The organism is Collinsella aerofaciens, from assembly GCF_032584215.1.
Lineage (GTDB): Bacteria > Actinomycetota > Coriobacteriia > Coriobacteriales > Coriobacteriaceae > Collinsella.
In genome coordinates this window covers 14,294-39,397 of the sequence record NZ_JAWHPN010000018.1, presented here as the reverse complement: position 1 = coordinate 39,397, position 25,104 = coordinate 14,294, and the positions used below count along the sequence as shown (strand labels likewise).

The 25,104-nt window shown below is 59.5% G+C and carries 27 protein-coding genes; 12 read left to right on the top strand and 15 right to left on the bottom strand.

Annotated features, from left to right (window positions below; genetic code table 11):
- Positions 1 to 17: 17 nt before the first annotated feature.
- Together RX395_RS06555 and RX395_RS06550 are read left to right on the top strand one after the other, a co-directional pair.
- Positions 18 to 635, top strand: a complete 618-nt coding sequence (locus RX395_RS06555) for an ATP-dependent Clp protease proteolytic subunit (RefSeq protein ID WP_316366374.1) — start codon at positions 18 to 20, stop codon at positions 633 to 635.
- Positions 628 to 1,932, top strand: coding sequence for a VirD4-like conjugal transfer protein, CD1115 family (locus tag RX395_RS06550; RefSeq protein WP_316366372.1), 1,305 nt, complete (start codon positions 628 to 630; stop codon positions 1,930 to 1,932). Before RX395_RS06555 ends, RX395_RS06550 begins: the two co-directional genes overlap by 8 nt.
- A 141-nt stretch (positions 1,933 to 2,073) precedes the next feature.
- On the opposite strand, the gene pgi is transcribed toward RX395_RS06550, so the two are convergent.
- Together pgi and RX395_RS06540 are read right to left on the bottom strand one after the other, a co-directional pair.
- The gene (gene pgi / locus RX395_RS06545) at positions 2,074 to 3,768 is read right to left on the bottom strand and encodes a glucose-6-phosphate isomerase (protein ID WP_316366371.1); all 1,695 of its coding nucleotides are present in this window, start codon (positions 3,766 to 3,768) and stop codon (positions 2,074 to 2,076) included.
- Positions 3,769 to 3,967: 199 nt separating this feature from the next.
- On the bottom strand, positions 3,968 to 4,471 hold the full coding sequence (locus RX395_RS06540) for an iron-containing alcohol dehydrogenase (protein WP_316366369.1): 504 nt from the start codon (positions 4,469 to 4,471) through the stop codon (positions 3,968 to 3,970).
- 258 nt (positions 4,472 to 4,729) lie between these two features.
- Between RX395_RS06540 and RX395_RS06535 the strand changes: the two genes are divergently transcribed.
- A complete protein-coding gene (locus tag RX395_RS06535) occupies positions 4,730 to 6,235 on the top strand; it encodes a Y-family DNA polymerase (protein ID WP_316366368.1) in 1,506 nt (501 codons plus the stop codon).
- Positions 6,228 to 6,653 (top strand): hypothetical protein, encoded by a 426-nt coding sequence (locus tag RX395_RS06530; protein WP_316366367.1) that lies wholly within the window; start codon positions 6,228 to 6,230, stop codon positions 6,651 to 6,653. The genes RX395_RS06535 and RX395_RS06530 overlap by 8 nt, the downstream gene beginning before the upstream one ends.
- Positions 6,654 to 6,679: 26 nt before the next feature.
- Here the strand turns inward: RX395_RS06530 and RX395_RS06525 are convergent, their stop codons facing one another.
- Entirely contained in the window at positions 6,680 to 7,063 is a 384-nt protein-coding gene (locus RX395_RS06525) for a heavy-metal-associated domain-containing protein (RefSeq protein ID WP_316366366.1), read from the bottom strand.
- Between the two features lie 175 nt (positions 7,064 to 7,238).
- Between RX395_RS06525 and RX395_RS06520 the strand changes: the two genes are divergently transcribed.
- The gene (locus RX395_RS06520) at positions 7,239 to 7,943 is read left to right on the top strand and encodes a DUF3793 family protein (RefSeq protein WP_316366364.1); all 705 of its coding nucleotides are present in this window, start codon (positions 7,239 to 7,241) and stop codon (positions 7,941 to 7,943) included.
- Between the two features lie 46 nt (positions 7,944 to 7,989).
- Entirely contained in the window at positions 7,990 to 8,409 is a 420-nt protein-coding gene (locus tag RX395_RS06515) for a flavodoxin (protein ID WP_316366362.1), read from the top strand.
- 117 nt (positions 8,410 to 8,526) lie between these two features.
- Here RX395_RS06515 and RX395_RS06510 read toward each other — a convergent pair whose 3' ends face one another.
- The 6 genes from RX395_RS06510 to RX395_RS06485 form a co-directional block, all read right to left on the bottom strand.
- On the bottom strand, positions 8,527 to 9,279 hold the full coding sequence (locus RX395_RS06510) for an amino acid ABC transporter ATP-binding protein (protein ID WP_117770154.1): 753 nt from the start codon (positions 9,277 to 9,279) through the stop codon (positions 8,527 to 8,529).
- 12 nt (positions 9,280 to 9,291) lie between these two features.
- Positions 9,292 to 10,653: an ABC transporter permease subunit gene (locus tag RX395_RS06505; RefSeq protein WP_316366359.1), complete on the bottom strand. Its 1,362-nt coding sequence runs from the start codon at positions 10,651 to 10,653 to the stop codon at positions 9,292 to 9,294.
- Positions 10,654 to 10,770: 117 nt separating this feature from the next.
- The gene (locus tag RX395_RS06500; RefSeq protein ID WP_316366357.1) at positions 10,771 to 11,631 is read right to left on the bottom strand and encodes an ABC transporter substrate-binding protein; all 861 of its coding nucleotides are present in this window, start codon (positions 11,629 to 11,631) and stop codon (positions 10,771 to 10,773) included.
- A gap of 147 nt (positions 11,632 to 11,778) precedes the next feature.
- Positions 11,779 to 12,645: a deoxyribonuclease IV gene (locus RX395_RS06495; protein ID WP_316366355.1), complete on the bottom strand. Its 867-nt coding sequence runs from the start codon at positions 12,643 to 12,645 to the stop codon at positions 11,779 to 11,781.
- 152 nt (positions 12,646 to 12,797) lie between these two features.
- Positions 12,798 to 13,817, bottom strand: coding sequence for a Gfo/Idh/MocA family protein (locus tag RX395_RS06490; protein WP_316366354.1), 1,020 nt, complete (start codon positions 13,815 to 13,817; stop codon positions 12,798 to 12,800).
- 91 nt (positions 13,818 to 13,908) lie between these two features.
- On the bottom strand, positions 13,909 to 15,099 hold the full coding sequence (locus RX395_RS06485) for an aldo/keto reductase (RefSeq protein ID WP_195503329.1): 1,191 nt from the start codon (positions 15,097 to 15,099) through the stop codon (positions 13,909 to 13,911).
- Positions 15,100 to 15,424: 325 nt separating this feature from the next.
- Between RX395_RS06485 and RX395_RS06480 the strand changes: the two genes are divergently transcribed.
- Positions 15,425 to 16,339 (top strand): ketopantoate reductase family protein, encoded by a 915-nt coding sequence (locus tag RX395_RS06480; protein WP_316366352.1) that lies wholly within the window; start codon positions 15,425 to 15,427, stop codon positions 16,337 to 16,339.
- A gap of 109 nt (positions 16,340 to 16,448) precedes the next feature.
- Here RX395_RS06480 and RX395_RS06475 read toward each other — a convergent pair whose 3' ends face one another.
- The 3 genes from RX395_RS06475 to RX395_RS06465 form a co-directional block, all read right to left on the bottom strand.
- Positions 16,449 to 16,655 carry a hypothetical protein gene (locus RX395_RS06475; protein WP_316366350.1) on the bottom strand — a complete coding sequence of 69 codons (207 nt, stop codon included), beginning with the start codon at positions 16,653 to 16,655 and terminating at the stop codon, positions 16,449 to 16,451.
- A 189-nt stretch (positions 16,656 to 16,844) separates the two neighbouring features.
- Complete coding sequence (locus RX395_RS06470; RefSeq protein ID WP_316366348.1) at positions 16,845 to 17,618, bottom strand: hypothetical protein; 774 nt, start codon at positions 17,616 to 17,618, stop codon at positions 16,845 to 16,847.
- A gap of 312 nt (positions 17,619 to 17,930) precedes the next feature.
- The gene (locus RX395_RS06465; RefSeq protein WP_316366346.1) at positions 17,931 to 19,241 is read right to left on the bottom strand and encodes an O-acetylhomoserine aminocarboxypropyltransferase/cysteine synthase family protein; all 1,311 of its coding nucleotides are present in this window, start codon (positions 19,239 to 19,241) and stop codon (positions 17,931 to 17,933) included.
- 273 nt (positions 19,242 to 19,514) lie between these two features.
- Here RX395_RS06465 and RX395_RS06460 point away from each other — a divergent pair, with 273 nt between their 5' ends.
- The 5 genes from RX395_RS06460 (at position 19,515) to RX395_RS06440 (ending at position 23,037) form a co-directional block, all read left to right on the top strand.
- Entirely contained in the window at positions 19,515 to 20,417 is a 903-nt protein-coding gene (locus RX395_RS06460; protein WP_316366344.1) for a LysR family transcriptional regulator, read from the top strand.
- Positions 20,418 to 20,465: 48 nt separating this feature from the next.
- On the top strand, positions 20,466 to 21,002 hold the full coding sequence (gene rnhA / locus RX395_RS06455; protein ID WP_117637459.1) for a ribonuclease HI: 537 nt from the start codon (positions 20,466 to 20,468) through the stop codon (positions 21,000 to 21,002).
- A gap of 73 nt (positions 21,003 to 21,075) precedes the next feature.
- Complete coding sequence (locus RX395_RS06450; RefSeq protein WP_316366342.1) at positions 21,076 to 22,182, top strand: Gfo/Idh/MocA family protein; 1,107 nt, start codon at positions 21,076 to 21,078, stop codon at positions 22,180 to 22,182.
- A gap of 2 nt (positions 22,183 to 22,184) precedes the next feature.
- Positions 22,185 to 22,595 (top strand): acylphosphatase, encoded by a 411-nt coding sequence (locus tag RX395_RS06445; RefSeq protein WP_316366341.1) that lies wholly within the window; start codon positions 22,185 to 22,187, stop codon positions 22,593 to 22,595.
- A 61-nt stretch (positions 22,596 to 22,656) separates the two neighbouring features.
- Complete coding sequence (locus tag RX395_RS06440) at positions 22,657 to 23,037, top strand: Fur family transcriptional regulator (protein ID WP_099431458.1); 381 nt, start codon at positions 22,657 to 22,659, stop codon at positions 23,035 to 23,037.
- Between the two features lie 77 nt (positions 23,038 to 23,114).
- Here the strand turns inward: RX395_RS06440 and RX395_RS06435 are convergent, their stop codons facing one another.
- From RX395_RS06435 to RX395_RS06425, 3 genes are all read right to left on the bottom strand, one after another.
- Complete coding sequence (locus RX395_RS06435; RefSeq protein ID WP_316366338.1) at positions 23,115 to 23,912, bottom strand: HAD family hydrolase; 798 nt, start codon at positions 23,910 to 23,912, stop codon at positions 23,115 to 23,117.
- A gap of 82 nt (positions 23,913 to 23,994) precedes the next feature.
- Positions 23,995 to 24,573 (bottom strand): urease accessory protein UreE, encoded by a 579-nt coding sequence (locus RX395_RS06430; RefSeq protein ID WP_316366336.1) that lies wholly within the window; start codon positions 24,571 to 24,573, stop codon positions 23,995 to 23,997.
- 3 nt (positions 24,574 to 24,576) lie between these two features.
- Positions 24,577 to 25,005 carry an FKBP-type peptidyl-prolyl cis-trans isomerase gene (locus RX395_RS06425; RefSeq protein ID WP_055286916.1) on the bottom strand — a complete coding sequence of 143 codons (429 nt, stop codon included), beginning with the start codon at positions 25,003 to 25,005 and terminating at the stop codon, positions 24,577 to 24,579.
- Positions 25,006 to 25,104 lie beyond the last annotated feature (99 nt).

The window sequence follows — 25,104 nt, the reverse complement described above, 5'->3', positions numbered from 1 at the left end:
AACAGAAAGGAGTCCTCATGGACACCAATCATTCCCCCATCATCAGCCCCCTCACCATGCGTGAATCCGCCCGAGGTATCACGCTCACCAGCATTTACGATGAGATGCTCGCCCGTCGCGAGCTCTCCGTCATGGGAAACATCGAAACCCCGATGGCCCACGACCTATGTCAGCAGATCCGCCTGCTCGATGCCACCGACCCCAGCCGCCCCATCACCATATTTGTCGCCAGCGCCGGCGGAAACGTGCGATCGGGTCTTGCGATCTATGACGCCATGCGCCTCGCATCGTGCCCCATCCGCACCGTCTGCCTGGAATTCGCCGCGTCCATGGGCGCCGTGATCTTTATGGGCGGCGACGATCGCCGTATGGCGCCCCATGCAGAGATCATGATTCACGACCCGCTGATCCCCCAGGGGGCAGGCGGCTCGGCACTTGCGCTGCAGGAAACCAGCCGGCGTCTCATGCAGACCCGCAAGACCCTCACGCAAATCCTCTCGGACCGCAGCGGCCTCACGCCCAAGCGCATCCAGTCCCTCACTGCAAAAGACACCTACCTTTCGGCCGAGCGCGCCGTCGAGCTCGGCTTTGCCCACGAAATCCTCTCGACCACCAATGAGGTCGCCCATGTCTAACCTCGCCAGCCGCCTCGCCGCATCTGAGTCCGCATCGTCCACCATCCTCGCCAAGGATCGAACGCTTTCCTGCGACACCCGCCAAACGGGACTCAACAACAACGCACTTGTGATCGGCCCCTCGGGAGCCGGCAAGACCCGAAACGTCCTCAAGCCCAACCTGCTGCAAATGAACGCAAGCTACATCGTGCTCGACACCAAAGGCACGCTCTGTCGCGAAGTGGGACCCGTGCTGGCAGTCCACGGTTACCGCGTGCAATGTCTCAACTTCGCCGACCTCAACACCGTCCCGGCCCTTGCGCCCGGCATCGAGCGCTGCGGCTACAACCCCCTGAGGCACATTCGCCGCAAGGCGGACGGCAGGCCCAACCAGCAGGACATTCTCTCAGTGGCAAAGGCCATCTGCCCCATCGAGGACAACAACCAGCCTTTTTGGGATCATGCGGCGGCAAACCTGCTGTCGTGTCTTATCGCCTACGTCACCGAACAGCTACCCGTCGACGAGCAGACGATCAGCTCGGTCATCAAGCTGATCGAGCACCTGCAGGACGGTGCCACGGGTCGATTGTTTGACGACCTGATCACGACCGACCCCCAAAGCTATGCCCTCTCGCTATGGCGGCGCTACGCCATTACGCAAAATGCCGAGCGCATGCACGCGAGCATCGTCGGCATCCTTGCCGAAAAGGTCATGTGTCTGGGATTCGACGGTGCGGCACAGCTCTATCGTGAATGCCATCAGGTGGACTTCGCTTCCATGGGACACACCCCCTGCGCCCTGTTTGTAACCGTAAGCGATATTGACCGCAATCTCGATCCACTGACCGGCCTCTTTATTACGCAGGCGTTTATGGGCCTCATTCGCGAAGCCGATAGGCAGCCCGACGGCAGCCTGCCCGTGCCCGTGCGCTTTATGCTCGATGACTTCGCAAATCTGCAAATCCCCCAGATCGACAACGTGCTCTCGATTATCCGAAGCCGCAACATCTGGGCAACGCTGCTATTGCAGTCGACCAATCAGCTCGATGCGCTCTATGGCGAGGCACGCGCACGCTCCATCATGGGCAACTGCGACACGCATCTGGTGCTGGCGTTCCAGGATCCCGAGAGTGCCCGGGTGTTTTCCGACCGCGCCGACGCGCTGCCCAGCACGCTCATGGCGACGCCGATTGATCGCTCGTGGCTCTTTGTACGCGGTCGCACCCCCGAACAGGTCGAGCGCTTTAGGCTCGAAGACCATCCGCTCTACGGGGAGCTGCCCGAGGCGCAGCGAGGCCATGCGGAGGCCGAGATCTAGGCGCAGGGCTCTCGCAGCGCGCGGCGCCCCGGCGATGTTCCACAAAGGCCGTGCGCCCCGGGACCACGGCAAAGCAAAGGGGCCCGCATCCGATAGGATACGGGCCCCTGACTATAAGGCGCGATGCGTTAACAGCAGCGACTACTTGCGATGCGCGCGATAGAACTCGATAAGCGCCTGGGTCGAAGCGTCCTGCTCGGCCTTGGCGGCATCGTCGTGGAAGGCCGGGGTGATCTGCTTGGCAAGCTGCTTGCCCAGCTCGACGCCCCACTGGTCGTAGGAGTCGATACCCCAGACCGTGCCCTCGACAAACGTAATGTGCTCGTACAGGGCGATGAGCTCGCCGAGCGCGAACGGAGTCAACGTGTCGCCGAAGATCGAGGTCGTCGGACGGTTGCCCTCAAAGCAGCGGGCCGGGACGATCTGCTCGGGCGTGCCCTCGGCGCGCACCTCATCGGCCGTCTTACCAAAGGCGAGTGCCTTGGTCTGGGCCAGGAAGTTGCCCAGGAACAGCTCGTGGACATCCTGGCCGCTGTCGGTTGCGGGGTTGGCGGTATTGGCGAAGGCAATGAAATCGGCCGGGACCACCACGGTGCCCTGATGCAGCAGCTGGTAGAAGGCGTGCTGACCATTGGTGCCGGGCTCGCCCCAGAAGATCTCACCGGTATCGGAGGTCACAGCGCTGCCGTCCCAGCGGACGTGCTTGCCGTTGGACTCCATGGTGAGCTGCTGCAGGTAGGCCGGGAAACGGTGCAGGTACTGGCAGTACGGAAGCACGGCGTGGCTCTTGGAACCGAAGAAGTTGACGTACCAGACGTTGAGCAGGCCCATCAGCGCGACGGCGTTGTTCTCGAGCGGCGTGTTGCAGAAGTACTCGTCGATGGCATGGAAGCCCTCGAGGAACTGCTGGAAGCGCTCGGGGCCGAGCACGACGATCAGCGACAGGCCCACGGCGGAGTCGACGGAGTAGCGGCCGCCGACCCAGTTCCAGAAGCCGAAAGCGTTAGCGGGGTCGATGCCGAAGGCCTCGACCTTCTCGAGTGCGGTGGAGACAGCGACGAAGTGCTTTGCCACGGCCTCAGCGTTCTGCTCATCGGAGCCATCGATGGCGCCCTGAGCCTTGAGCTGCTCGAGCATCCAGGCCTTGACCTCGCGAGCGTTGGTGAGGGTCTCAAGCGTGGTGAAGGTCTTGGAGACGATGATCACGAGCGTGGTCTCGGGATCCAGGCCGCGGAGCTTCTCGGCCTGATCGTTGGGGTCGATGTTGGAGATGTAGCGGCAGTCGATACCGGCGTCGGCGTAGGGACGCAGGGCCTCGTAGGCCATGACCGGGCCCAGATCGGAGCCACCGATGCCGATGGACACCAGGTGCTCGATCTTCTTGCCGGTAACGCCCTTCCACTCACCGGAGCGCACGCGCTCGGCGAAGGCGTACATGCGGTCGAGGACCTCGTGCACGTCGGCGACGACATCCTGGCCGTCAACGATGAGCTGGCCCTTCTCGCTTGCCGGACGGCGAAGCGCGGTGTGCAGGACGGCGCGGTCCTCGGTGGTGTTGATGTGCTCGCCGGAGAACATGGCGTCGCGGCGCTCCTCGAGCTTCACCTCGCGGGCAAGATTGCACAGCAGCTTGACGGTCTCATCGGTCACCAGGTTCTTGGACAGGTCGAAGTGCAGGTCACCGGCATCAAAGCTCAGCTTGTTCACGCGGTCAGCGTCAGCGGCGAACCAGGCCTTGAGGTCGATACCCTCGGCCTCGAGCTTCTCCTGATGGGCCTCGAGCGCCTTCCAAGCGGCGGTCGACGTAGCGTCGATAGGTGCGGCAACAGTTGCCATAAAGTCCTCCTCAGCATACGGGCACACACCTCCATGCGCCCGGATAATCAGATGCCCCTATTCTAGCGCAGGTCAAGACCGTAATCAGCGAGCGTTGCCAATCCGCCCCCAAACGGCGACCGACCAAAAAGGGACAGGTTTATTTTGGCAGGTCAAACGCTTTACCTACCAAAATTAACCTGTCCCTTCCTGGCAGGTACTAGGCCGCGGCGCATACGCTGCCGAGCAGCTCACGCAAGGGAGACCCAATGCCCTCAAGCAGTTCGGGAGCGATAATGGCAAAAACGGGAACCTCGCCGGCACCCACGACGGCAGGCACTTTTCCCTCGGAGACGATGCACCCGTAGGGAACAAAGCCGTCCTCGCCGGCATCGAGCACGGCCATGCGACGAGCGAGTTCGCGCGCAAAGCCCGCCGTATCGGCATCTCCGATCGCCAGGACAAAGTCCACGCCTTCGTCGGTCGCCAGGGCCACGGCTTCGTCGATCAGCTCGTCTCCCCCGTCGCTCTCAACCGAGTCGCAGCGAAAAAGCACGCGTTCGAGCAGGGCGCGATCGAGCGAGCCGAGTGCCGCCGAGACGAGCTCATCACGCGTATGCTTGTCACCGCCCAACACGACCAGCGCCTTGGTGCCACCGTAGTGAGCGACCAATCGTCCGCACCAGCGAGCCACGTCCCCATCCGCAACAAGGCGTGTCGGCATACCAAACCCATAATTGACCATCTTTCCCACAACCCTTCCGTGCGTATAGGCGGTATCAATCGTTAGGCTCATGCTAAGAAGCGAGGTTTTCCGAGCTGTTTCACGCTCTTTAGAGCTGCGTTAAAACCCGATCCAACCGCACGACCATACCTACCAAAACAAACCAGTCCCTTTTTGACAGGTTTTGACGATGTCCGGACGAGCGGGTATTATCGAACAGATATTCGATAAGAACATGTGTTTGATGAAAGGACACGGATGGCGCACGAGCAGCACACCTATATCTGCATCGACCTCAAGACGTTTTATGCCAGCGTCGAGTGCGTCGACCGTGGGCTCGATCCGCTCACCACCAACCTGGTCGTTGCCGACGAATCGCGCGGGCGCACGACCATCTGCCTCGCCATCACACAGGCTATGAAGGACTTAGGGATTCACAACCGCTGCCGCCTATTTGAGATTCCCGATGGCATCGACTACATCACGGCCGTACCGCGCATGCAGCATTACATGGAGGTGTCGGCGCAAATCTACGGCATCTATCTGGAATACGTGAGCCCGCAAGACATTCACGTCTATTCAATCGACGAATGCTTTATCGACGTGACGCCCTATCTAGACCTCTACCATACCAATGCCAAAGGCTTTGCCTGCATGTTGCGCGATGAGGTCCTCGCGCGCACCGGCATCACGGCGACGGTCGGCATCGGCCCCAACCTATTCCAGGCCAAGGTAGCGCTCGATATCACCGCCAAGCACGTACCCAGCCGCATCGGCATACTCGACGACGAGACCTTTCGCAAAGAGATCTGGCCCCATCGTCCCATCACCGATATCTGGGGCATCGGCCCCGGCGTGGCAGCACGACTCGAAAAGTATGGCGTCTACGACCTGATGGGTGTCGCCGCACTCGACGAGAACCTGCTCTACGACGAGCTCGGCGTCAATGCCGAATATCTCATCGACCACGCCTTTGGGCGCGAGCCGACAACCATCGCCGATATCCAAGCCTATCGCCCACAAGCAACTTCGACCACTACAGGACAGGTGCTCTCGAAGGGCTATGCCTACGAGCAGGCCTACACCGTCTTGCGCGAGATGGTCGACAGTGCCGTGCTGGACTTGGTCGATAAGCACGTGGTCTGCGACAGCATCTCGCTCTTTGTGGGCTACGCGAGCGAGCGCGCCGACATCCGCAGGCTTGATGCCAGCGGTACTGCACAATATGTGGACGGATGCGGACACCTGCGCTCGAGTACGTCGAGCATCGAACCCACCGCAACCGCCGGCCCCGAGCTCGCACCCCGTGCGCCCAAGCCCGTCCAGTGCGATGACGAAAGGCGTCGCCTGGTGCGCGAAGCGCAGGCAATCGATGGCATCTTTGCGGGAGAGCATGGCGGCAAACCGCGTGGTGGCTATGCCGCGCTCTTTGCGCACTCCAACGCCTCGCGCAAGCTGCCCGAGCGCACCAATTCGTTTAAGAAGATCATGGGCTATTTCGATGACCTTTGGGCGCAAACGGTCGACCCTAAACGACCGGTCAAGCGAATCAACCTGGGCTTTGGCAACCTCATGCCCGAGGAATTTGCCACTATCGATCTGTTTAGCGATGTCGAGGCCGATGAGCGCGAGCGCGACCTGGCGCGCGCCGTCCTGGCTGTGAAAGGCAAGTACGGCAAGAACGCGCTCGTCAAGGGATTAAGCTTTACCGCCGGCGCCACCGCGCGCGAACGCAACGACCAAGTTGGAGGACACCGTGCCTAAACCCAAACAACAGCCCGTGCGCCCGCCGACCGCCTTCGAGCGCCTGGCGGACCCCGAGGGCAGACGCCGCGCCGCCGACCCCAACCTCACAGCCAACGGTGCCGTGCGCGCCAACCGCGCCGCACAGTTTATGCCCTTTGCCGCCCTCACGGGATACTACGAACTCGTGCGCAAGCAGGAAATCACCGTCGAGCCAAAACGTGAACTCACGGAAGAAAAAGCCCTCGTGCTTTCTAAAAAGCTCGAGGGTCTCAAACGTGGCGACCTGGTCCGCGTCACCTATTACGATACGTACGGCTATCGCTCCCGCACCGGCATCCTTGACGAGGTACTCCCTGCCTTCAGGCTCCTCAAGCTCAAAGATATCGCCATCGACTTCGACGATATCCAAGACATCGAGCTGCGCGGACGAGCCTAGACAAGGAAATGCATCCAAGACGGCGCTTACAGCGTCATGACGTAGTAGCCTGCGTCTTTCACGGCCGTCTCGAGGACACCGCGATCAACCGGCTGCTTAGAGCGCACGTGTGCCGTGTGGTCCGCATACGTCACCGTTGCCCACACGCCATCCAGTGCATTGAGAGCATTGGCTACGTTCTGAGCGCAGCCGTCACAGCTCATGCCGCCGATGAGCAGCTCATCGCTATAGGGGTAGTGTGACGCATCGGTATCCACCACAACAACCTTTTTGGCCTTCTTACCGCTCGCGCCATCGCTGCAGCAACTCTTCCCGTGTGTCGAAGCGGCAATACGACGCAGTCCAAAAAACATGCCGACGGCAATGACGGCCAGCACGATGAGATTCGCAGGGTTGAGCAAGTCACTCATGCGTTCCCCTTTCAAGTAGCCCTATCTAGATACCCCCATGGGGTGTCCCCATCTTAACCCAAAATCATGTCCGTTCGGTCAATTAGTTTCCCGCTTCAAACTTTTTTGTTGACCATGGCTTACTTTCGTGTATAAGTTTTCCTAGGCTAACAAGTGAGGGCTCGAAAGGGGCAACGTGACTCGAACCATTGACATCCCAACATACCAAACGGCTGTCGTGCGCAACTGCTCCCCTACGCTCGCAGGTATCAAGCCGGCTTCGCTCTTTACCTATCCCGGCGTTTACGCCAACCAAAACGGAAAACTCGGCGTCGCTCAAATCGAAGAGCGACGCTCTCGCCTGCTCGCCGTCATAGCCCAATGCAACCGCGAGCTCCAGCCGCTCGGGATCCATATGAGCGTTTTGGTCTGGCGCCCCTGCGGAGCGCTCATCTATGTGTACCGCCCTGCGGACCTCATGCGATACCTCTCCGACCCCCGCGCCACGACGGCGCTTGTCGCCGAAGGTTACGATGTCCACAACCTGCCCGCATCCCTGGTGCATCTCGCCGCGCGCATCACGCTGGCAAGCAGCAATGCCGCAGAAAGCGCCTATGACGGCAGTGTCTGCGCACTCGCGCGAAATAGGCACTGCGATACGGGGTGCATGTGCGAGTTCCCCCACGAAATTGGCTATTTTTTGGGCTATCCCTACGAAGATGTCCATCAGTTTATCGTCCAGCACGGCGAAAACTATAAGGTCTTTGGCGCCTGGAAGGTATACACAAACGTCGAACAGGCGCTCACGACCTTCGATTCCTATCGTGCATGCACGCAATACCTTACCTACATCTATCAGCAGGGCTGCAGCTTGGCGCAACTTGCCCAGGCAACCCGATAGAACATAGAAGCCGCGGCAAGCTGCCGCACAACTGAAAGGACTCAACATGAGCAAGATCGCCGTCGTCTACTGGAGCGGCACGGGCAACACCGAGGCCATGGCAAACCTCGTCGCCGAAGGCGCCACGTCCGTGGGTGCCGAGGCAGAGGTCATCTCCTGCGCCGACTTCTCCGCAGACAAGGCCGAAGGCTATGACGCCATCGCCTTCGGCTGCCCCGCCATGGGCTCCGAGGAACTCGAGTACGATGAGTTCCAGCCGATGTGGGACGAGGTCAAGGAGACTCTCGGCGACAAGAAGGTCGTCCTCTTTGGCTCCTATTCATGGGCCGAGGGCGAGTGGATGGACAACTGGAAGGCCGACGCCGACGATGCCGGCGTCAACGTCGTGGACTCCACCATCTGCTACGACGCGCCCGACGACGAGGGCGAGACCGCTTGCAAGGCCCTCGGAGCCGAGCTCGCGTAACGAACCTAGGGCTTCCAAAAGAGCCTGCATCAAAGCACATCCCCATCCCTACAAAAGAGCGGGGGCTGGATTCAAGTCCAGCCCCCGCTCTTTTGTAACGGCAGTTACATCAACCGGCTACGAGATATTGCCCAAGAACGCCTTGGTGCGCTCGCTCTTAGGATGGTCGAAGACCTCGCTCGGCGTACCCTCTTCCACAATGACGCCACCGTCCATAAAGACGACGCGGTCGGCGACATCGCGGGCAAAGCCCATCTCGTGCGTCACGACGATCATGGTCATACCGTCGTGCGCCAGGTCGCGCATGACGCCCAGGACGTCGCGCACGAGCTCAGGGTCGAGCGCCGAGGTGGCCTCGTCAAAGAGCATGACGTGCGGGTTCATCGACAGGGCGCGGGCGATGGCAACGCGCTGCTGCTGGCCGCCCGAAAGCTGACTCGGCATAAAATCGATGCGCTCAGCAAGACCGACCTTGGTCAGCTCCTCGACGGCGATCTTCTCGGCCTCTTCCTTGCTGCGCTTGAGCACCTTTTGTTGCGCAAGCATGACGTTCTTTTTGACCGACAGGTGCGGGAACAAATTGAACTGCTGGAACACCATACCCAGATGCGTACGCACTTTGTTGAGGTCGACACCCTTGGCGCACACATCCACGCCCTCAACGATAATCGAGCCACTCGTGGGATGCTCCAGACGATTGATGCAGCGAAGCATCGTCGACTTGCCCGAGCCCGAGGGGCCCAAGACCACAACGACCTCACCCTTGTGCACATCCAGATCGATATCGCGCAGGACCACGTTGTCGCCAAAGGCCTTCTGGAGGTTCTTGATACTGACGACGACCTCGTTCGAGTTATTGGTTTCGCTCATGATAGGACCTCCTTACAGACCGGCGATGTGATCGGCAGGCGTCGCGACAACCTGTCCGGCGCTCTTGGCGGGACGCTTCTTCTTGGTCTCGGCCGTGCCCAAAAGCCTCGCCTCAAGACCGCTCACCAAGCGAGCGAGCGGCAGGGTGATGACCAGATAGAACAGGGCGGCAACCACATACGGCGTGATGGAGCCCGTCGTGGCCACGATGGTACGGGCGTTCATGACGATCTCGACCACACCCACGGCGGCAAGCAGCGACGTATCCTTGTAAAGCAAGATAAACTCGCTGGTCAGCGTAGGCAAAACATTGCGGAATGTCTGCGGAATCATAACGTAGAGCAGCGTCTGGAAGGCATTCATGCCCAGAGAGCGAGCAGCCTCGTTTTGGCCCTTGGGGATCGATTGAATACCGGCACGGAAGATCTCGCACAGGTACGCAGACGAGTTCATGGCCATGACGATAACGCCCAAGACATAGTCGTCCACTTTGACGCCGGCCAACGGCAGACCGAAGAACGCGATATAGATCTGCAGGAACGCCGGCGTACCGCGAATGATATTCACGTAGATGCCGGCGAGGCAACGCAGGATGCGCGACTTGGAGATGCGCATGAGCGACAGGGCAAAACCGAAGGGAATTGCCAGCGGAAACGCCACAAGCACGATCGAAAGCGACATAAGGAAGCCCTTAAAGACGATCGGCAGGCTTTGGACCAAAATGACCGGGTTCAAGAACAGGCGCAGGAACATATTGGAGTTCCAGGCCTCGACCCACGGCTGCTCCTTAAGATCGGCCAGGAAGTTATCGAATGCCGTCACGCCCTTAATCTCGACGGAAGGAATCTTGGAGATCTTCTTGGTCGAACCGTCGGCGAGCGTATAGGTGCCGCTAAAGGCCTCATCGCCGCCCTCAACGGGAAACGTCACGCCGTAAACCTCGACACGGAAAAAGCCGCCGGCAGGCGCCGTCTCGCCAAAGTCGATCTTGAGCGTCTGACCATCAGCCGTGCACGTGGGTTTCATGGGCGTACGATCCATGAGGTCCTCGCCCGAGAGCATCGTCAATCGCGTGTCATCGGTACCAAACGTCGTGCCGTCGACAAACGTCAAAGAAAGACCGCTCAGCTCCTCGTCGGCATCGGCCTGAACTTCCCAGGTAATGCGCGTCTCGGTGCCGCCGACCACATCGCTGCCCGAACCGGTGTTGGGTCGGGCGGTAATCTTTGCGGTCTCAAGCGCCTGGGCGGTCGTGGGCGCATATGCCCCCGCGCACACCAGCGCGAGCGCCACGGCCATGACGCAGACTAGCTTTTGGAGCAAGGCGGGCAGTGGAAAACGCTGCTCCGCGGCCCCTTTGTTCAGTCGAGACAAGGTGGCTCCTATCGTAGAAGTTGCCGACAAAACGAGACGGAAACGCTCTCCGTCAAGAGAAGCGCAAAGGCCCTCTCCGCAAAACGGAAAGGGCCCGCGCGCAATCAAGTAGTTATTTTACTTGATGTTGTACTTAGCCATGAGGGCGTCGACGGTACCGTCGTCGGTCAGGTCCTTGATGGCCTGGTTGATGTCATCCTTGAGCTTGGTGTTGCCCTGGTTGATGGCAATGGCGTACTCCTCGCCGGTGCTAATCTGCTTGATGGTCTGGCAGGTGTTGAACTGCTCGGCGGTCAGCTGGCTGGCAACGGAGCGGTTGGTGACTACAGCGTCGCCCTTATCGGACTGCAGGGCGCTGAAGCACTCGGTAGCGTCCTTGTAGGGGACAATCTTGGCCTTGGGGAAGTTCTCCTGGGCAAAGGCCTCGGCGGTCGAGCCAGACTGGACGATGATGGTAGTGTCAGCGTTGTTGAGCTTCTCGCTGTAGTTGTCGGCCGTGATGTCGGTGTTATCGACCTTGGTCACAATAGCCTGATCGTCCATGTAGTAGGAATCAGAGAAAGTGACTTCCTTCTCACGCTCGGGCGTGTCGGTGATAGCCGCAATGGAAACGTCATACTTGGCGCCCGAAGCGACACCCGGAACCAGCGTGTCAAAGTCATTGTTGACATACTCGACATCCAGGCCCAGCTTGTCGCCGATGGCCTTGATGAGCTCAAGGTCAAAGCCCTGATAATCGCCGTTGTCATCCTTATACTCAAACGGAGCGTACTCGGCAGAGGTGCCGACGGTCAGCGTACCGTCCTTGACGAGCGCGTACTCCTTGGAGCCGTCGACCTTCTCGACCTTAGCGTCGTCAGAGCTGCTGGAACCGGCATCAGAACCAGAGGTGGCGTTGGACGAGCCGCAGCCCGTCAGTGCGAGGGCGAGCGCCATGGCACCCGTGGCGGCAAATGCGCCAAGCTTCTTGAGCTTCATAATCAGTCTCCTTCCGGTGACCTCGTTTGATTCAGAGGCCTGCAAAAACTGTTGGCTATTATGCACCTGGAATTACGAATCTGCAATGAGAAAACTGATTGAAACAAACCCATAACGTGAATGGAATACTCTACTTTGTGACAGTCATTACTGCTGCAATGACCCTAATAATCTAATTTCAGCTGCATAACCTGCAAGTTCGTTCGGAGTCTCCAAAATAAACGGCAGCGAACACAAACGGCCATTCGATACAATATTCTGCATAACCTGCATACCGCCACCAAATTCCTCGCTGCCAAGGTATCCCTTGCCGATGCACTCGTGACGATCTTTATGGGCGCCGCAGGGGTTCTTCGAATCGTTGATGTGTACGGCATGCAAGCGATCGATACCCACCACGCGGTCGAACTCGTCGAGCACGCCGTCCAGATCATGGATGATGTCGTAGCCGGCATCGCTCACATGGCAGGTGTCCAAACAAACGCCCAGCTTATCGGACAGCTCTGGGCACTTGGCGGCAACGCCCTCGATAATGCACGCCAGTTCTTCAAAGCTACGGCCCACCTCGGTGCCCTTGCCGGCCATGGTCTCGAGCAATACCGTCGTCTGCTGTCCCTCGAACATCACCTGGCACAGCGTATCAACAATCATCTGAATGCCGACGTCTGCCCCCTGTCCTACATGCGCACCGGGATGAAAATTGTAGTAGTTGCCGGGCAGTGCTTCCATGCGCTGCAGATCCTCGGCCATGGCCTCCAGGGCAAACTCGCGCGCTCGCTCCTTAGCGGAGCAGGGGTTATAGGTATACGGGGCATGAGCCACGAGCGGGCCAAAGTCGTTTTGCTCCATAAGCTCGCGCAGGGCCGCCACATCATCCATGTCAAGGTCTTTCGCCTTGCCGCCGCGCGGGTTGCGCGTAAAGAACGCAAAGGTATTGGCGCCAATGGACAGCGCCGTCTCCCCCATCGCCCGATAGCCCTTCGTCGTCGAAAGATGACACCCGATCGTCAGCATCTCCAACTCCCCCTCATCAGTTGCGGTGAAATACGGTCTATTGGTGCCCTATTTTGGCGCAAACAGACCGTATTCCACCGCAAGTTATAAAAGGGGCATCAGGGGCGAAGGCCTCCAAGGCATTCCAGGCGCTGGCGCCATGCCCCCACGCCCTAAAGTTTCAAGCGAATCGCATCGATGATGTGTGCACAGCGCTGCGTGGCGGCAAGGGGCATGACGGGACTCTCGAGTTTCCCCGCCTGAATAAGCTGCGTCGCATGCTGGATTTCGCCGTAGAAATCATCGATCTCAAACGGGGCATTTATTTCTAGCGTTCGACCGTCGGAATACTTCACATGAGCGAGCTCGGGGCGATGGAGCCGCTCGATTTCCAACGAGCCCCGCTCACAGGCAATCGTTAAGCGGCTTTCATATGTTGCTTTGCCGTCGCACACCATATGAATGGGTATACCGCCGACGCTCATATGGATCTCGTCGGCCCAATCGACGCGGCCGCCCGATACGTCACGCCAGCGAACTTCACGGGAAGAAACCTCGCACGCGCCCGCGAGCAAATCCTCAAACCAACCGACTGCATAGCAGCCCATATCATATAGACAGCCGCCCTGCAACGGATCAAGCAGATAGCCCGAAGGAGGCTCGCCGTAATCGAGCTTTTGCACGCTTTCAATCGAGACAATACGGCCAAGCTCACCCGACGCAAGCAAGTCCTTCACGCGAGTGCGCATCGGGCAAAACCGATTCTTCATCGCCTCCATAAACAGCACGCCGCGCTCGCGAGAGGTGGAAGCAATCGAGAGAGCCTCTTCCTCACTCAAAACGGCCGGCTTTTCGCACAGCACGGCCTTTCCGGCGCGCAGCGCGCGACAGGCCCAACGCGTATGCATGCCATGCGGAAGAGCCAAGTAGATTGCGTCGACATCGGGGTCGGCAATCAGCGCGTCATAAGCCGCATCGCCGTTATCATCGGCCGAGGCATGGCTATGCGCAGCATCGATCGAAAACGCTCGGGAAAATTCCTCGACATGCGCAGGAGTGCGGCCGGCCGCAGCCACCAGCCGTGCCCCGTCGACCTTCTTGAGCGACGATGCAAATCGATGAGAAATGTGCCCAGCGCCCAAAATGCCCCAACGAACCTCACGCGAATCATTACGTAAACCTCGGTCACCCACGATAGCCTCCCATCAGTTGCGGCGAAATAGTTCCTGCTATCGCCCTATTCTGCCGCAAACAGGAACTATTCCATCACAAGATATAAAAGGGTCATGAGGAGCGTGTTTTGCCGAAGGCCTTAAGCACCGCCGTCACGGGACCAGGCTGGAAACGTCGGCGCACATCGTCGAGACACTCGGGAATATCGATGTGCTGTGGGCAGTGCCGCGCGCATTTGCCGCATTTGACGCAATTGCTCACCAACTTGGGCTCGCTTGTGCGCACCGCGCTCGCCGTAAAGTATTGAGACAGCCCCGTAAACCAGCTGTGCGCATAGCTTGCGTTGTAGGCGGCAAAACATCCAGGGATATTGATGCCTTTAGGGCACGGCATGCAATAGCCGCATCCCGTGCAGGGCACGCGATTCGATTTTTCAAACTCATCCAGCACGTGCGCGATCGTGTCGAGCTGGTTGGCAGTCATCGAATTCGGCAACGCGAGGTCTGCCAGTGACGAATTCTCATCCACCTGCGCGGTATCGGTCATACCCGAAAGCAGCATCGTCACCTGAGGATGATTCCACACCCACGAAAGACCCCAGGCGGCAGGAGTGAGCAAATGCGGGTCACGGGCACTATCGAGCACAGCGCGGGCCCGTGGCGGCAGCTTGCCCGCTAAACGCCCGCCCAGCAGCGGCTCCATCACAAACACCGCGAGGCCTCGCTCGGCGGCGGCCATGAGCCCCGCTGTTCCCGCCTGATATCGCTCTCCAGCGTAATTGTACTGGATCTGGCAAAAATCCCAGTCATATGCGTCAAGCATCGTCAGGAAATCCACCGCGCTGCCGTGGTACGAAAAACCAATCTGGCGAATGCGCCCCGCCGCCTTTTGACACGCGATCCAGTCCTCAATGCCCAACGCCACCACACGTTCCCACTGGGCGGGCGAGGTAATGTTATGCATGAGGTAATAGTCGATATGGTCGGTCCGCAGGCGGCGCAGTTGCTCGTCGAAGAACCGGTCGAAATCCTCCGCGCATTTGCACGAAGCATGCGGCAGCTTGGTTGCGAGCAAAACCTGGTCGCGCAAGCCCAGGCGCTCAAGCGACGCACCCACGCACGCCTCGTTGCCGGGATAGAGATAGGCCGTGTCCAGGTAGTTAATCCCCTGCTCCACCGCGCGGGAGATGATGGCATCGGCCGTCTTCGCATCGGGGTGTCCCGGCGCACCGGGAAACCTCATGCAGCCCAGACCCAGAGCGGATATTCGGTTACCACTTTTGGGGTCAACACGGTATTGCACGGCCCCTCCCTTCGCCATCAGCGCCCCGGCAAGGCGAAACACAATGGTCACGCAGCCGAAACATCGTGGAATCGCAATCGAGAACGTATCGTAACGCAGCAGAAATCGAGCCGTCACGGCACCGCTTTAACATCAGCAAAAAGCCCGATGAAAGGAGCCGGGCATGACCACGCGCATGTCTTTGCGGTCTGCCCTGCAGCGTAGCGTCCAGGCAAACGTTTCTTTTTTATAACAGCCGCCCCGCGCATCCACCAATCACCCTGGCAGCATACAATCCATCAGGCGCCCCTTACGCGGGCGCCTTTTACATGGGGAGATGATTCACATGCAGATCAACAAGGTCGCTTTTATCGGCAAGGGCGGCGTCGGCCTGCTCTACGGCAGCATGATTGCCAAGGCCCTCGGCAATGACGCCGTCGAATACGTTATGGATGACACCCGTTTTGAGCGTCACGCGGGCGATGCGCTCACTGTCAACGGCAAGCCCTGCGATCTCACGTCCGTCCGCGCCAGCGAGGCGACGCCCGCCGATCTGGTCATCCTGACAGTCAAGACCACCGGTCTCGACCAAGCACTCAAGACTATGGAGCGCGTCGTGGGACCCAACACGCTCATCGCCTCGCTATGCAACGGCATTACGAGCGAGCAAAAGATTGCCGAACGCTTTGGCTGGGAGCATACCGTTCTTGGTATCTGCCAGGGCATGGACGCCGTGTTCCTCAACGGCGCGCTCACCTTTACCAATGCGGGCGAGATCCGCTTTGGCGCGGCGGCCGGCACGGACCCCGCGACCGTCGCCGCTATCGACGGGCTCTACACGCGCTGCGGCATCGCCCATACCGTCGAGCGCGACATTGCGCACCGCATGTGGGCCAAACTCATGCTCAACGACGGCATCAACCAAACCTGCATGGCCTACGGCGGGACCTACGGAAGCGCCACGGAGCCGGGCTCCGAGCAGCGTCGCTGCTTTGTTTCCGCCATGCGCGAAACGCTTGCGGTCGCCAACGCCGAGGGCGTTGAGCTGACCGAGGCAGACCTGACGCAAATGGTGCACCTCATCGAGGGAATCGACCCCGCCGGTATGCCCTCGATGGCTCAAGACCGCATCGCAAGGCGCAAAACCGAGGTTGATGAGTTCGCGGGCACCATCTGCCGCCTCGCAGCCAAACACGATATCCAGGCACCGCAAAACGAATGGCTCTATCGACGCATTCGCGATATCGAGAAAAGCTGGTAGCGCCGACGCGCCGCATTCAACAGCCTTAACAGCAAAACCGCCGCAAGGGAACCTCCCCCCTGCGGCGGCCTTCATCTTCGTCTATGACCGGCGGCCGATCTCACAACAGTTAGCGTTGCGACCCCGACACCTCGTCCTCATCGTCGCGGCAAAGAACCACGCCCGCGCTTCCCAGCAGTGCGGCCGCGATCAGCGCGCCGACCACGATAGGAGCAGTCCCGCATGTCCCCTGCATGCCCGCGACGAGCACGACCGTGGGACCAAGGCAGCCGAGCATCAACGCGACGGCGGCAACGGCAATATCTCGAGCATTCACAAGACCACTTCTTCCAAGAGAAAGACCTTATTTCTCATGAACTAGTGTGCCCCGCATCCATACGCCCAGCGTACCGCCACGGTAAGGGCTCTGTTAACTCAAACGCGCATAAAGAACGGGCGGCTTTACGTTGCCTAAAAGCTCAGTAAAGACGTCCGCCCATCATGTGCCTATTTTGCTTATGGCAGATTACCAACCGGTGTAGTAGTCGGTGGTTCCGGCAGCGCAGCCGGAGTCATAGACCTTGCAATCACCCTTGGAGCCCGTAAAGGTCGAGCCCTGGGCCATATCGCCCGCGGCAACAACGTAATAGCCGTCGGAATCGCGCCAGAAGCCCTCAGAATCCTGAGTCCATTCGCCCGTGCGATAGTGATAAAGCACATTGCTGCTGTAATAGGTCTCGCGGCGCCCGTTGTAGTTATTGACACCCGCAGAGCGCGTCAGGCCCGATCCGTTCACGTAGGACGCGGCAGACGCGTAAGGCGGAGTGTAACCGGCGTTGTAGTACGAAGCCTGGGCGGCCTCGGCAGCCTCCGCCTCGGCGGCAGCCTCGAGCGCTTCGCACTTGGCATCCTCAAGCGCAGCGCGCAGCTCATCGAGCTCGGTCGACTTGGCGTCGACCTCCCCCATCGTCAACAGGCTACCCGCACCGTCGATGCAACCCTGCAGCACAGCGCGCTCGTCATCGGTGGCATAGTCGCCATACATATTCATGATGATCTGAGCGCGCATCTCCAGGGAATCGCGCTTGGCCTCCATCGAGGCGTTCCACTCCTGCATGGAACCATAACCATCGCCACGATAGTCAACGGGCTGCACCAGCGTCGTCTCGGACGGAGTAGATCCAACCGTATCGGACAGTGTTGCGGCGTGGGCATCAGTTGCACCGGCGCCCGCCAAAAGTGCCACGGTCAGAGCGGCGGAAAGGGCGGCGGTTTTCGGTTTTCGTGAATCAATCCTCATGTAGCTGGAAACCTCCGTAGTGCGTTTTTGCTGCGTTTGAGCTGCGTGTGATTCGATCGCGCTGCATAGTACCCCGAGCAAATCGCGACCTGCGGTTTTACTTAAAAGGCGCACGTCAATTGCGTAAAACTCACATCCTCTCAACAGGAGTTTTCCACAACTCGAATGCATAAAGCGTGTCAAAAACCCTGTTTTTGCACCCGCTCTATGCAAAAAAGGCGCCTGTGCAACCATTGTTCGCACAGGCGCCTTGAGCAGGCATTTTATGCAGTTATACCTATCGAGTCGCAAGGGGTCCTTGCACAAGTCGCCTTACTCGTCCAGCGCGGCGAAGGCCTGCTTCAGATCCCAAATGATATCCTCGGCGTTCTCGGTACCGATGGAAAGACGGATCGTGGAGGGCGTGATGCTCTGCTCGGCGAGCTCCTCGGCAGAGAGCTGGGAGTGCGTGGTGGTAGCCGGGTGCACGACGAGCGACTTGACGTCGGCCACGTTGGCGAGCAGCGAGAAGACCTGCAGATGATCGATGAACTTCCAAGCTGCCTCCTGGCCACCCTTAATCTCAAAGGTAAAGATCGAGGCACCGCCGTTGGGGAAGTACTTCTGATAGAGCTCGTGATCGGGGTGCTCAGACAGGCTCGGGTGGTTCACCTTGGCGACATGGCAATCACCAGCCAGGAACTCAACGACCTTCTTGGTGTTCTCGACATGACGGTCAACGCGCAGCGACAGAGTCTCGGTGCCCTGGAGCAGGATCCAAGCGTTGAACGGGCTGATGCAGGCGCCCTCGTCACGCAGCAGGATGGCGCGGACATAGGTTGCGAAGGCGGCGGGACCGGCAGCCTCGGCAAACGAGACGCCATGGTAGGAGGGGTTGGGCTCGGCGATCTGCGCATACTTGCCGCTCGCCTTCCAATCGAAGTTACCGCCGTCGACGATCACACCGCCCAGCGAGGTGCCGTGGCCGCCGATGAACTTGGTTGCGGAGTGGACGACGATGTTGGCACCATGCTCCAGCGGACGGAACAGATACGGGGTGCCGAAGGTGTTGTCGACGACAACCGGCAGACCGTGCTTCTTGGCGATCTCGGAGATGGCGTCGATATTGGGGATGTCAGAATTGGGGTTGCCGAGCGTCTCGAGGTAGATGACCGTGGTGTTGTCCTTGATGGCGCCCTCGACCTCGTCCAGGTTGTGGGCATCGACGAAGGTGGTCTCGACGCCAAACTGGGAGAGCGTGTGCTCCAGCAGGTTGTAGGAACCGCCGTAGATGGTCTTCTGAGCCACCACGTGGTCACCGGCCTGGGCAAGAGCCTGCAGGGTATAGGTGATGGCAGCAGCACCGGAGGCAACGGCAAGACCTGCCACACCACCCTCGAGTGCGGCGATACGGTCCTCGAAGACGCCCTGGGTGGAGTTGGTCAGACGGCCGTAGATGTTACCAGCATCGGCAAGACCAAAGCGGTCGGCGGCGTGCTGGGAGTTGCGGAACACATAGCTCGTGGTCTGGTAGATAGGCACGGCGCGGGAGTCGGATGCAGGATCGGCGCTCTCCTGGCCAACGTGAAGCTGCAGGGTATCGAAACCAAAGGTGTGCTCGGGGTTGTTGATGAACTGGCTCATGATGATCTCCTTGATCGAACAAAAGTAAATAAATTAGAGAGAAGTAAGTCGCTGTCTCCTGATCACGCCGACGGGCGCAAACAGGAGCCCGGCATTCGTCTTGGTAAGCAATTCATATGCGGGCCTCCTTTCGCATCCCGGTTCTGTGGTTGGTTTAATTACCTACCGCCTTTGTGTGTTTTGAATAGTACGAGCATTGTTTCGCTCGGTCAATCACTTAAAAGCGCTAACCTGTTATCGGTTTTATAGATAGCAATCGAAAGGATGGCGTCGATGACCCTTCAGCAGCTTCGTTTTCTGATTGCCGTGGCAGAGTCCGGCTCAATCAACGCCGCAGCTCAGCGCCTCTATACCGCTCAGTCCAACATCTCAAACGCCGTCAAAAGCCTGGAACAGGAGCTCCACCTGGAGATCTTTACGCGCTCCAGCCGCGGCGTCACGCTCACCAACGACGGCACCGAGCTTTTGGGCTATGCGCGCCAGGTCGTAGAGCAGGCCGACATGCTCGAGGCGCGCTACGAGGACGGCGGCACCCCGCAAGCCCGCCTCGCCATTTCCGCCCAGCACTACGCCTTTTCGGTCGAGGCCTTTGTCAACGTGGTCGAGCGCTGCCGCGACAGCAAGTTCGAGTTCATCATGCGCGAGACCACCACATCGCAGATCATCGATGACGTCCGCGCATTTCGCAGCGATATCGGCATCCTCTATCTGGACGACTTTAACGCCCGCGTTCTGCAGAGGGCCTTCGCCGATGCCCGCGCAAGCTTCCATCCCCTCTTCGACGCGACGGTCCACGTCTTCGTTAGCGAGCGCCACCCGCTTGCCCGCCGCCCGCAGCTGTCCCTTGCCGACCTTACACCCTATACGCGCTACAGCTTTGAGCAAGGCACCTCGAACTCCTTCTATTACGCCGAGGAACCTTTTAGCTATATCCCTTGCGACCGCAACATACGAATCTCGGACCGCGGAACACTTACTAACTTACTTATCACGTCGAACGGCTACACCCTGTCGACCGGTGTCCTCTCCAATGAAATGCAATGGGGTATGGCATCGATCCCGTTAGCAGACGCCCCAACGATGCACGTAGGCTATATCATGCACGACGAGCGCAAGCCCTCTCCCCTCTTGCAGCAATACCTCGACGAGCTCAACCGCATCATCCATGCCAACTAACTGTCGGAAGACGGGGTAGAAATCGTAGATTGCTAGCCCCCGGCGGGCATGGCGCTACAATGGTCACTCACACGAAACGTACCCAACGAAAGGAAGCCCGTGAAGGTCATCATCTATACCGACGGCTCGGCCCGATCAAATCCGGGACGCGGCGGCTACGGCGCCGTGCTCAAATACACCAACCCCGCCGGCAAGACCTTCACCTCCGAGCTTTCGCGCGGCTACGCCAAGACCACCAACAACCGCATGGAGCTCATGGCGGTCATCGTGGCGCTCGAGGCACTTAACCGCCCCTGCGAGGTCGAGGTCCATTCCGATTCGCAGTACGTCGTCAACGCCTTTAACAAGCACTGGATCGACGGCTGGAAAAAGCGCGGATGGAAAACCGCCAACAAGCAGCCCGTCAAGAACCGCGACCTGTGGGAGCGCCTACTCACCGCCAAAAGCAAGCACAAGGTTGAGTTCATCTGGGTTAAGGGTCACGCCGGCCACGAGCTCAACGAGCGCTGCGATGAGCTCGCCACCACGGCGGCCGACGGCAGCAACCTCGATATCGACACCGGCTTTAACGAGAGCGACCTGTAATAGCGTTTTCGCGCAGCTTTATATCCCCACGCGCTACACTCATCCTGTAGACCAAACAACGCAAGGGGGACGTATGCTGCGCATCGCGACCATCGGCACATCCATGATCACCGACGACTTTATCCAAGTCGTCAACGCCAACGACCAAGCCGCGTTTGTGGGCACGCTTTCGCGCGACGCCAATCGCGGTACTGCCTTTACCGCCGAACACGGCGGCGAGCGTAACTTCACCGCACTTGACGAGCTTGCGTCCGCCGTCGACGTCGACGCCGTCTATATCGGCAGCCCTAACGCACTTCACTACGAGCAGGCCCTTGCCTGCATCGCCGGTGGCAAGCACGTCATCGTCGAGAAACCCTTCTGCGCCACCGAAGCGCAGGCGCTGGAAGTCTTCCGCGCTGCCGAGGCAGCAGGTGTCGTGGCCCTCGAGGCCATGCGTCCCCTCCACGATCCCGCCTTCCACGTCATCGAGGACGCCCTGGGCGAGATCGCCCCCATCCGCCGCGCCTCATTGCGCTTTGGCAAGTATTCCTCGCGCTACAACGAGATTCTCGCGGGACGCGCCACCAATATCTTCGACTGCAATATGGCATCGGGTTCCCTCATGGACATTGGCGTCTACGCCGTCGAGCCCATGGTCGAGATTTTCGGCATGCCCTCCGGCCTTACGAGCATGACTACTCTGCTCGACCCCACCACGCGACAGCTCACGCACGGCCCCATCGACGGCTGCGGTTCCATCCTCGCCAGCTATGGCGGAGGCCGCATCTCCGTCGAGCTCGCGCACTCCAAAATTACGAATGACCTACTGCCCTCGCAGATCGAAGGCGAGCGTGGCACTATCCAGATTGACCATCTGTCAACGCCCCGCAACGTCCGCATCGACTATCGCGGCGACGTCGTACGCGGCTCGGCGACCGAGGCGCCGCGCGAACAGGGCGACAACGGCCGCGTGCTCGACCTGCCCAAATCGAGCAACACCATGGAATACGAACTCACAGACTTTATCACCGCCATCGGCGGCATCGATAACGTCAAGGAAGAGATTTGGGAGACCCCGGCAGGACGCCACGAGCTTGGCCACTACCGCGATGTCACGCTCGTCTCACTACGCATCATGGATGCCGTGCGTCAGCAGGCCGGCATAACCTTCCCGGCCGACGCAGGCAAGCAGGCATAGCGATGGGCCTCTTCGATACGTTCTTCTCCAGCGTCGCCGGCGGCAGTCGAGAGCCTCAAAAACCGTCAAACGTCGAGCTCGAGCTGCGCCGCAGGCTTACCGTGCTTGCAAGCGACGAGGCCACTCAAGACACTCCCCTGCGTTATTTCCTGCGCTGGGCGGGGCAAGTCCAAGGCGTTGGTTTTCGCTTTACCAACACCAACCTCGCGCAGGCACGCGCACTCACCGGCTGGGTGCGTAACATGGAAGACGGCTCAGTCGAGATGGAGATACAGGGAGCTCCGGCAGACATCCTATCTCATCTCGAGGCACTTCATGCCTCCTACGAGCGCATGGGAACGCGTTTTCGCCTTGTAGATGCCCAGGCCCGAGCCCCACTTGCCAATGAAGACGGTTTCAGTCCTCATTATTAGTATTGTGTGCTAAATACGGTATCATTTACCTACGACCGTTGATAGAAAAGAGGCGAGGCGCATGGCGGTGCAAAGAAGGAATACCAAGCAGCGAAAGCTGGTTCTTGACGCCGTGCGCCAAAGCTATAACCATCCCACCGCCGACGAAATCTACAACGTCGTGCGCGCGCAGGATGACAAAATCAGCCGCGGTACGGTCTACCGCAACCTCAATCTCTTGGCCGACGCCGGCGAGATCCTCTCCATCAAGACGCCGGGCGGCAGCCGCTTCGATCGCACGATCGAGCCGCACGCACATATCATCTGCACCTCATGCAGCCGCGTCATCGACGTACCGCTCCCCTTCGATGCCCAGCTCGACGCCAAAGCGTCCGAGCAAATCGGCTGGCACGTCACGTCGCACTACACCATCTTCGAGGGTCTCTGCCCCGACTGCCGGTAGATGTTTGGAACATGCCTTAAAATCCACCTTTCCGCACTTTGCAGCAAAAAGTAGATTCCTAGACATGTCCCAAATGTCTACTCAGCAAGTAGACGACGCAGCTCTTCTTCGACCGTGCGCACGTAGCGGACGCGGTCGTTAATGCCACGCATAGAGGGGTTGCAGCTCTCCATCAGATAGGGATGGCCCACGACGTTGAGCATGTCGCGATCGTTTTCGTTATCGCCAAACGCCATCATCTCATCGGGCGAAATACCCAGGGCACGACCGTAATCGGCAAGCGCGGAGCCCTTGCCCGAACCGAAACCGATAAAGTCCGTCCATTCGGTTCCCGACGTCATCACGTCAACACGGTCGCTAAAGAGGCGCTCAAAATACTCCAGGGCCGCCGGCTGATCCACCTCGGGCGTCTGGAAGGCAATCTTAATGACGTCCTCGTCGATGTCCTCGGGGCGGTCGACCACCGCCACATCGCAGTGGACCTCATAGCGCAAATGATCGACGAACGTATCGTTGCCGCTCATGGTGTAGAGGTGTCCCTCACACGAAAGGGTCACGTCGGCATGGGGATACGCAACCACGGCATTCGCGATATCCATAGCAAGGCTACGCTCCATGGAACGCTTGACAACAGCACGCCCCCCGCTCATCACCAGGGCACCGTTTTCGCATACATAGGCGAGCTCATCGGCCACCGGGGCAAACAGGTAGCGCAAGCTCGCATATTGACGGCCGCTCGCCGGCATAAACACGATACCGCGACGATGCAGTTCATCGATGAGTTCAAAGGCCTCGGAACGCGGCTCGCGCTCCCCCGGATGCAGCAACGTGCCGTCCAAATCGCATGCAATCAGCTTGATTCCTTCAAGACCCATATGCTTCCCCAAAGCCTCCTATCAACAGCAAGACGGACCTTGATTGGTCGCCCCTCAAAGCCCGCCTTGCGTATACACGCGCTTAGCCGCGCGTCTTTTTTACGATGGTAAAGTCGGGAGCCATGCTCACGACGGCCTCCGCCGCACTCGACGCAAAGCGCCGGTCCGAATCGAGTTCACGGGTAACCGTCGAGAGCCGAACGCCCTCGACGCCCCGGAGCATGCGGCCCAAAACAGGCTGCACCGGCGTATACATGCGCACGGTATACTCGTCCGAATCGCCTCGAAAAAGCGGCGCATGCATATTGCCGATCTCCCAGCACGCATGCGCGAGCGCAATCGGGTCCATGCGGTCAACTTCGACCAAATAAACCTCGGCGCTGCGCAGGCGCACGACAACCGCCACGGGCACCACGCCCGAACGGTCGACGGCGAGCACGTCGCCGTCGACAAAACGACCGCCGTCGGCAGTATCCAGCCGAACATCGACCGTGCGCCCCAGCTCCGTCACGCCCACAAACGCGCATACATCAGCCTGGTCCCAATCGAGCAGTAGCTCGTCAACTTCAAAGACGCCGCCCAGCTTCCGGCGAAGCAGAAGTTCATAGGACGGATCGTTGAGATTTCCCAAGCATGTCGTCGAAACCAAGCGCTCAGGCATGCTCTAACCCTCGACCTCGACGAGCTCGATATCAAAGTTGAGGTCCTTGCCGGCCAGCTCGTGGTTGGCATCGAGCGTCACGGCCTCGGGCGTCACGTCAATGACGACGGCGGGGACAGGCATGCCGCTCGGCGTGGACAGGAAGAGCTTCATGCCCTTCTCGATCTGCTCGATGTTGGGAACCTGCTCGGCCGGGAAGGTAATAACCATCTCGGGATTGTGCTCGCCGTAGGCATCGGCAGCAGGAATGTGCACGGTCTTCTTCTCGCCCACCTGCATGTCGACAACAGCGGCGTCGAAGCCCTTGATCATCTGACCGGCGCCGCAGGTGAACTCCAGCGGCTCGCCGCGATCGTAGGAGCTATCGAACTGCGTGCCGTCATCGAGCGTGCCGCGATAATGGGTCTTAACCTTCTTGCCCTGGTTGGACATGGTAACCTCCGTGATAAGGGCGGCGCACAACGCGGGCCGCCGTGAACATATGGCGCTAACTATACCCTAGTCATACAATTCAAGGACAGTTTGCAAAGA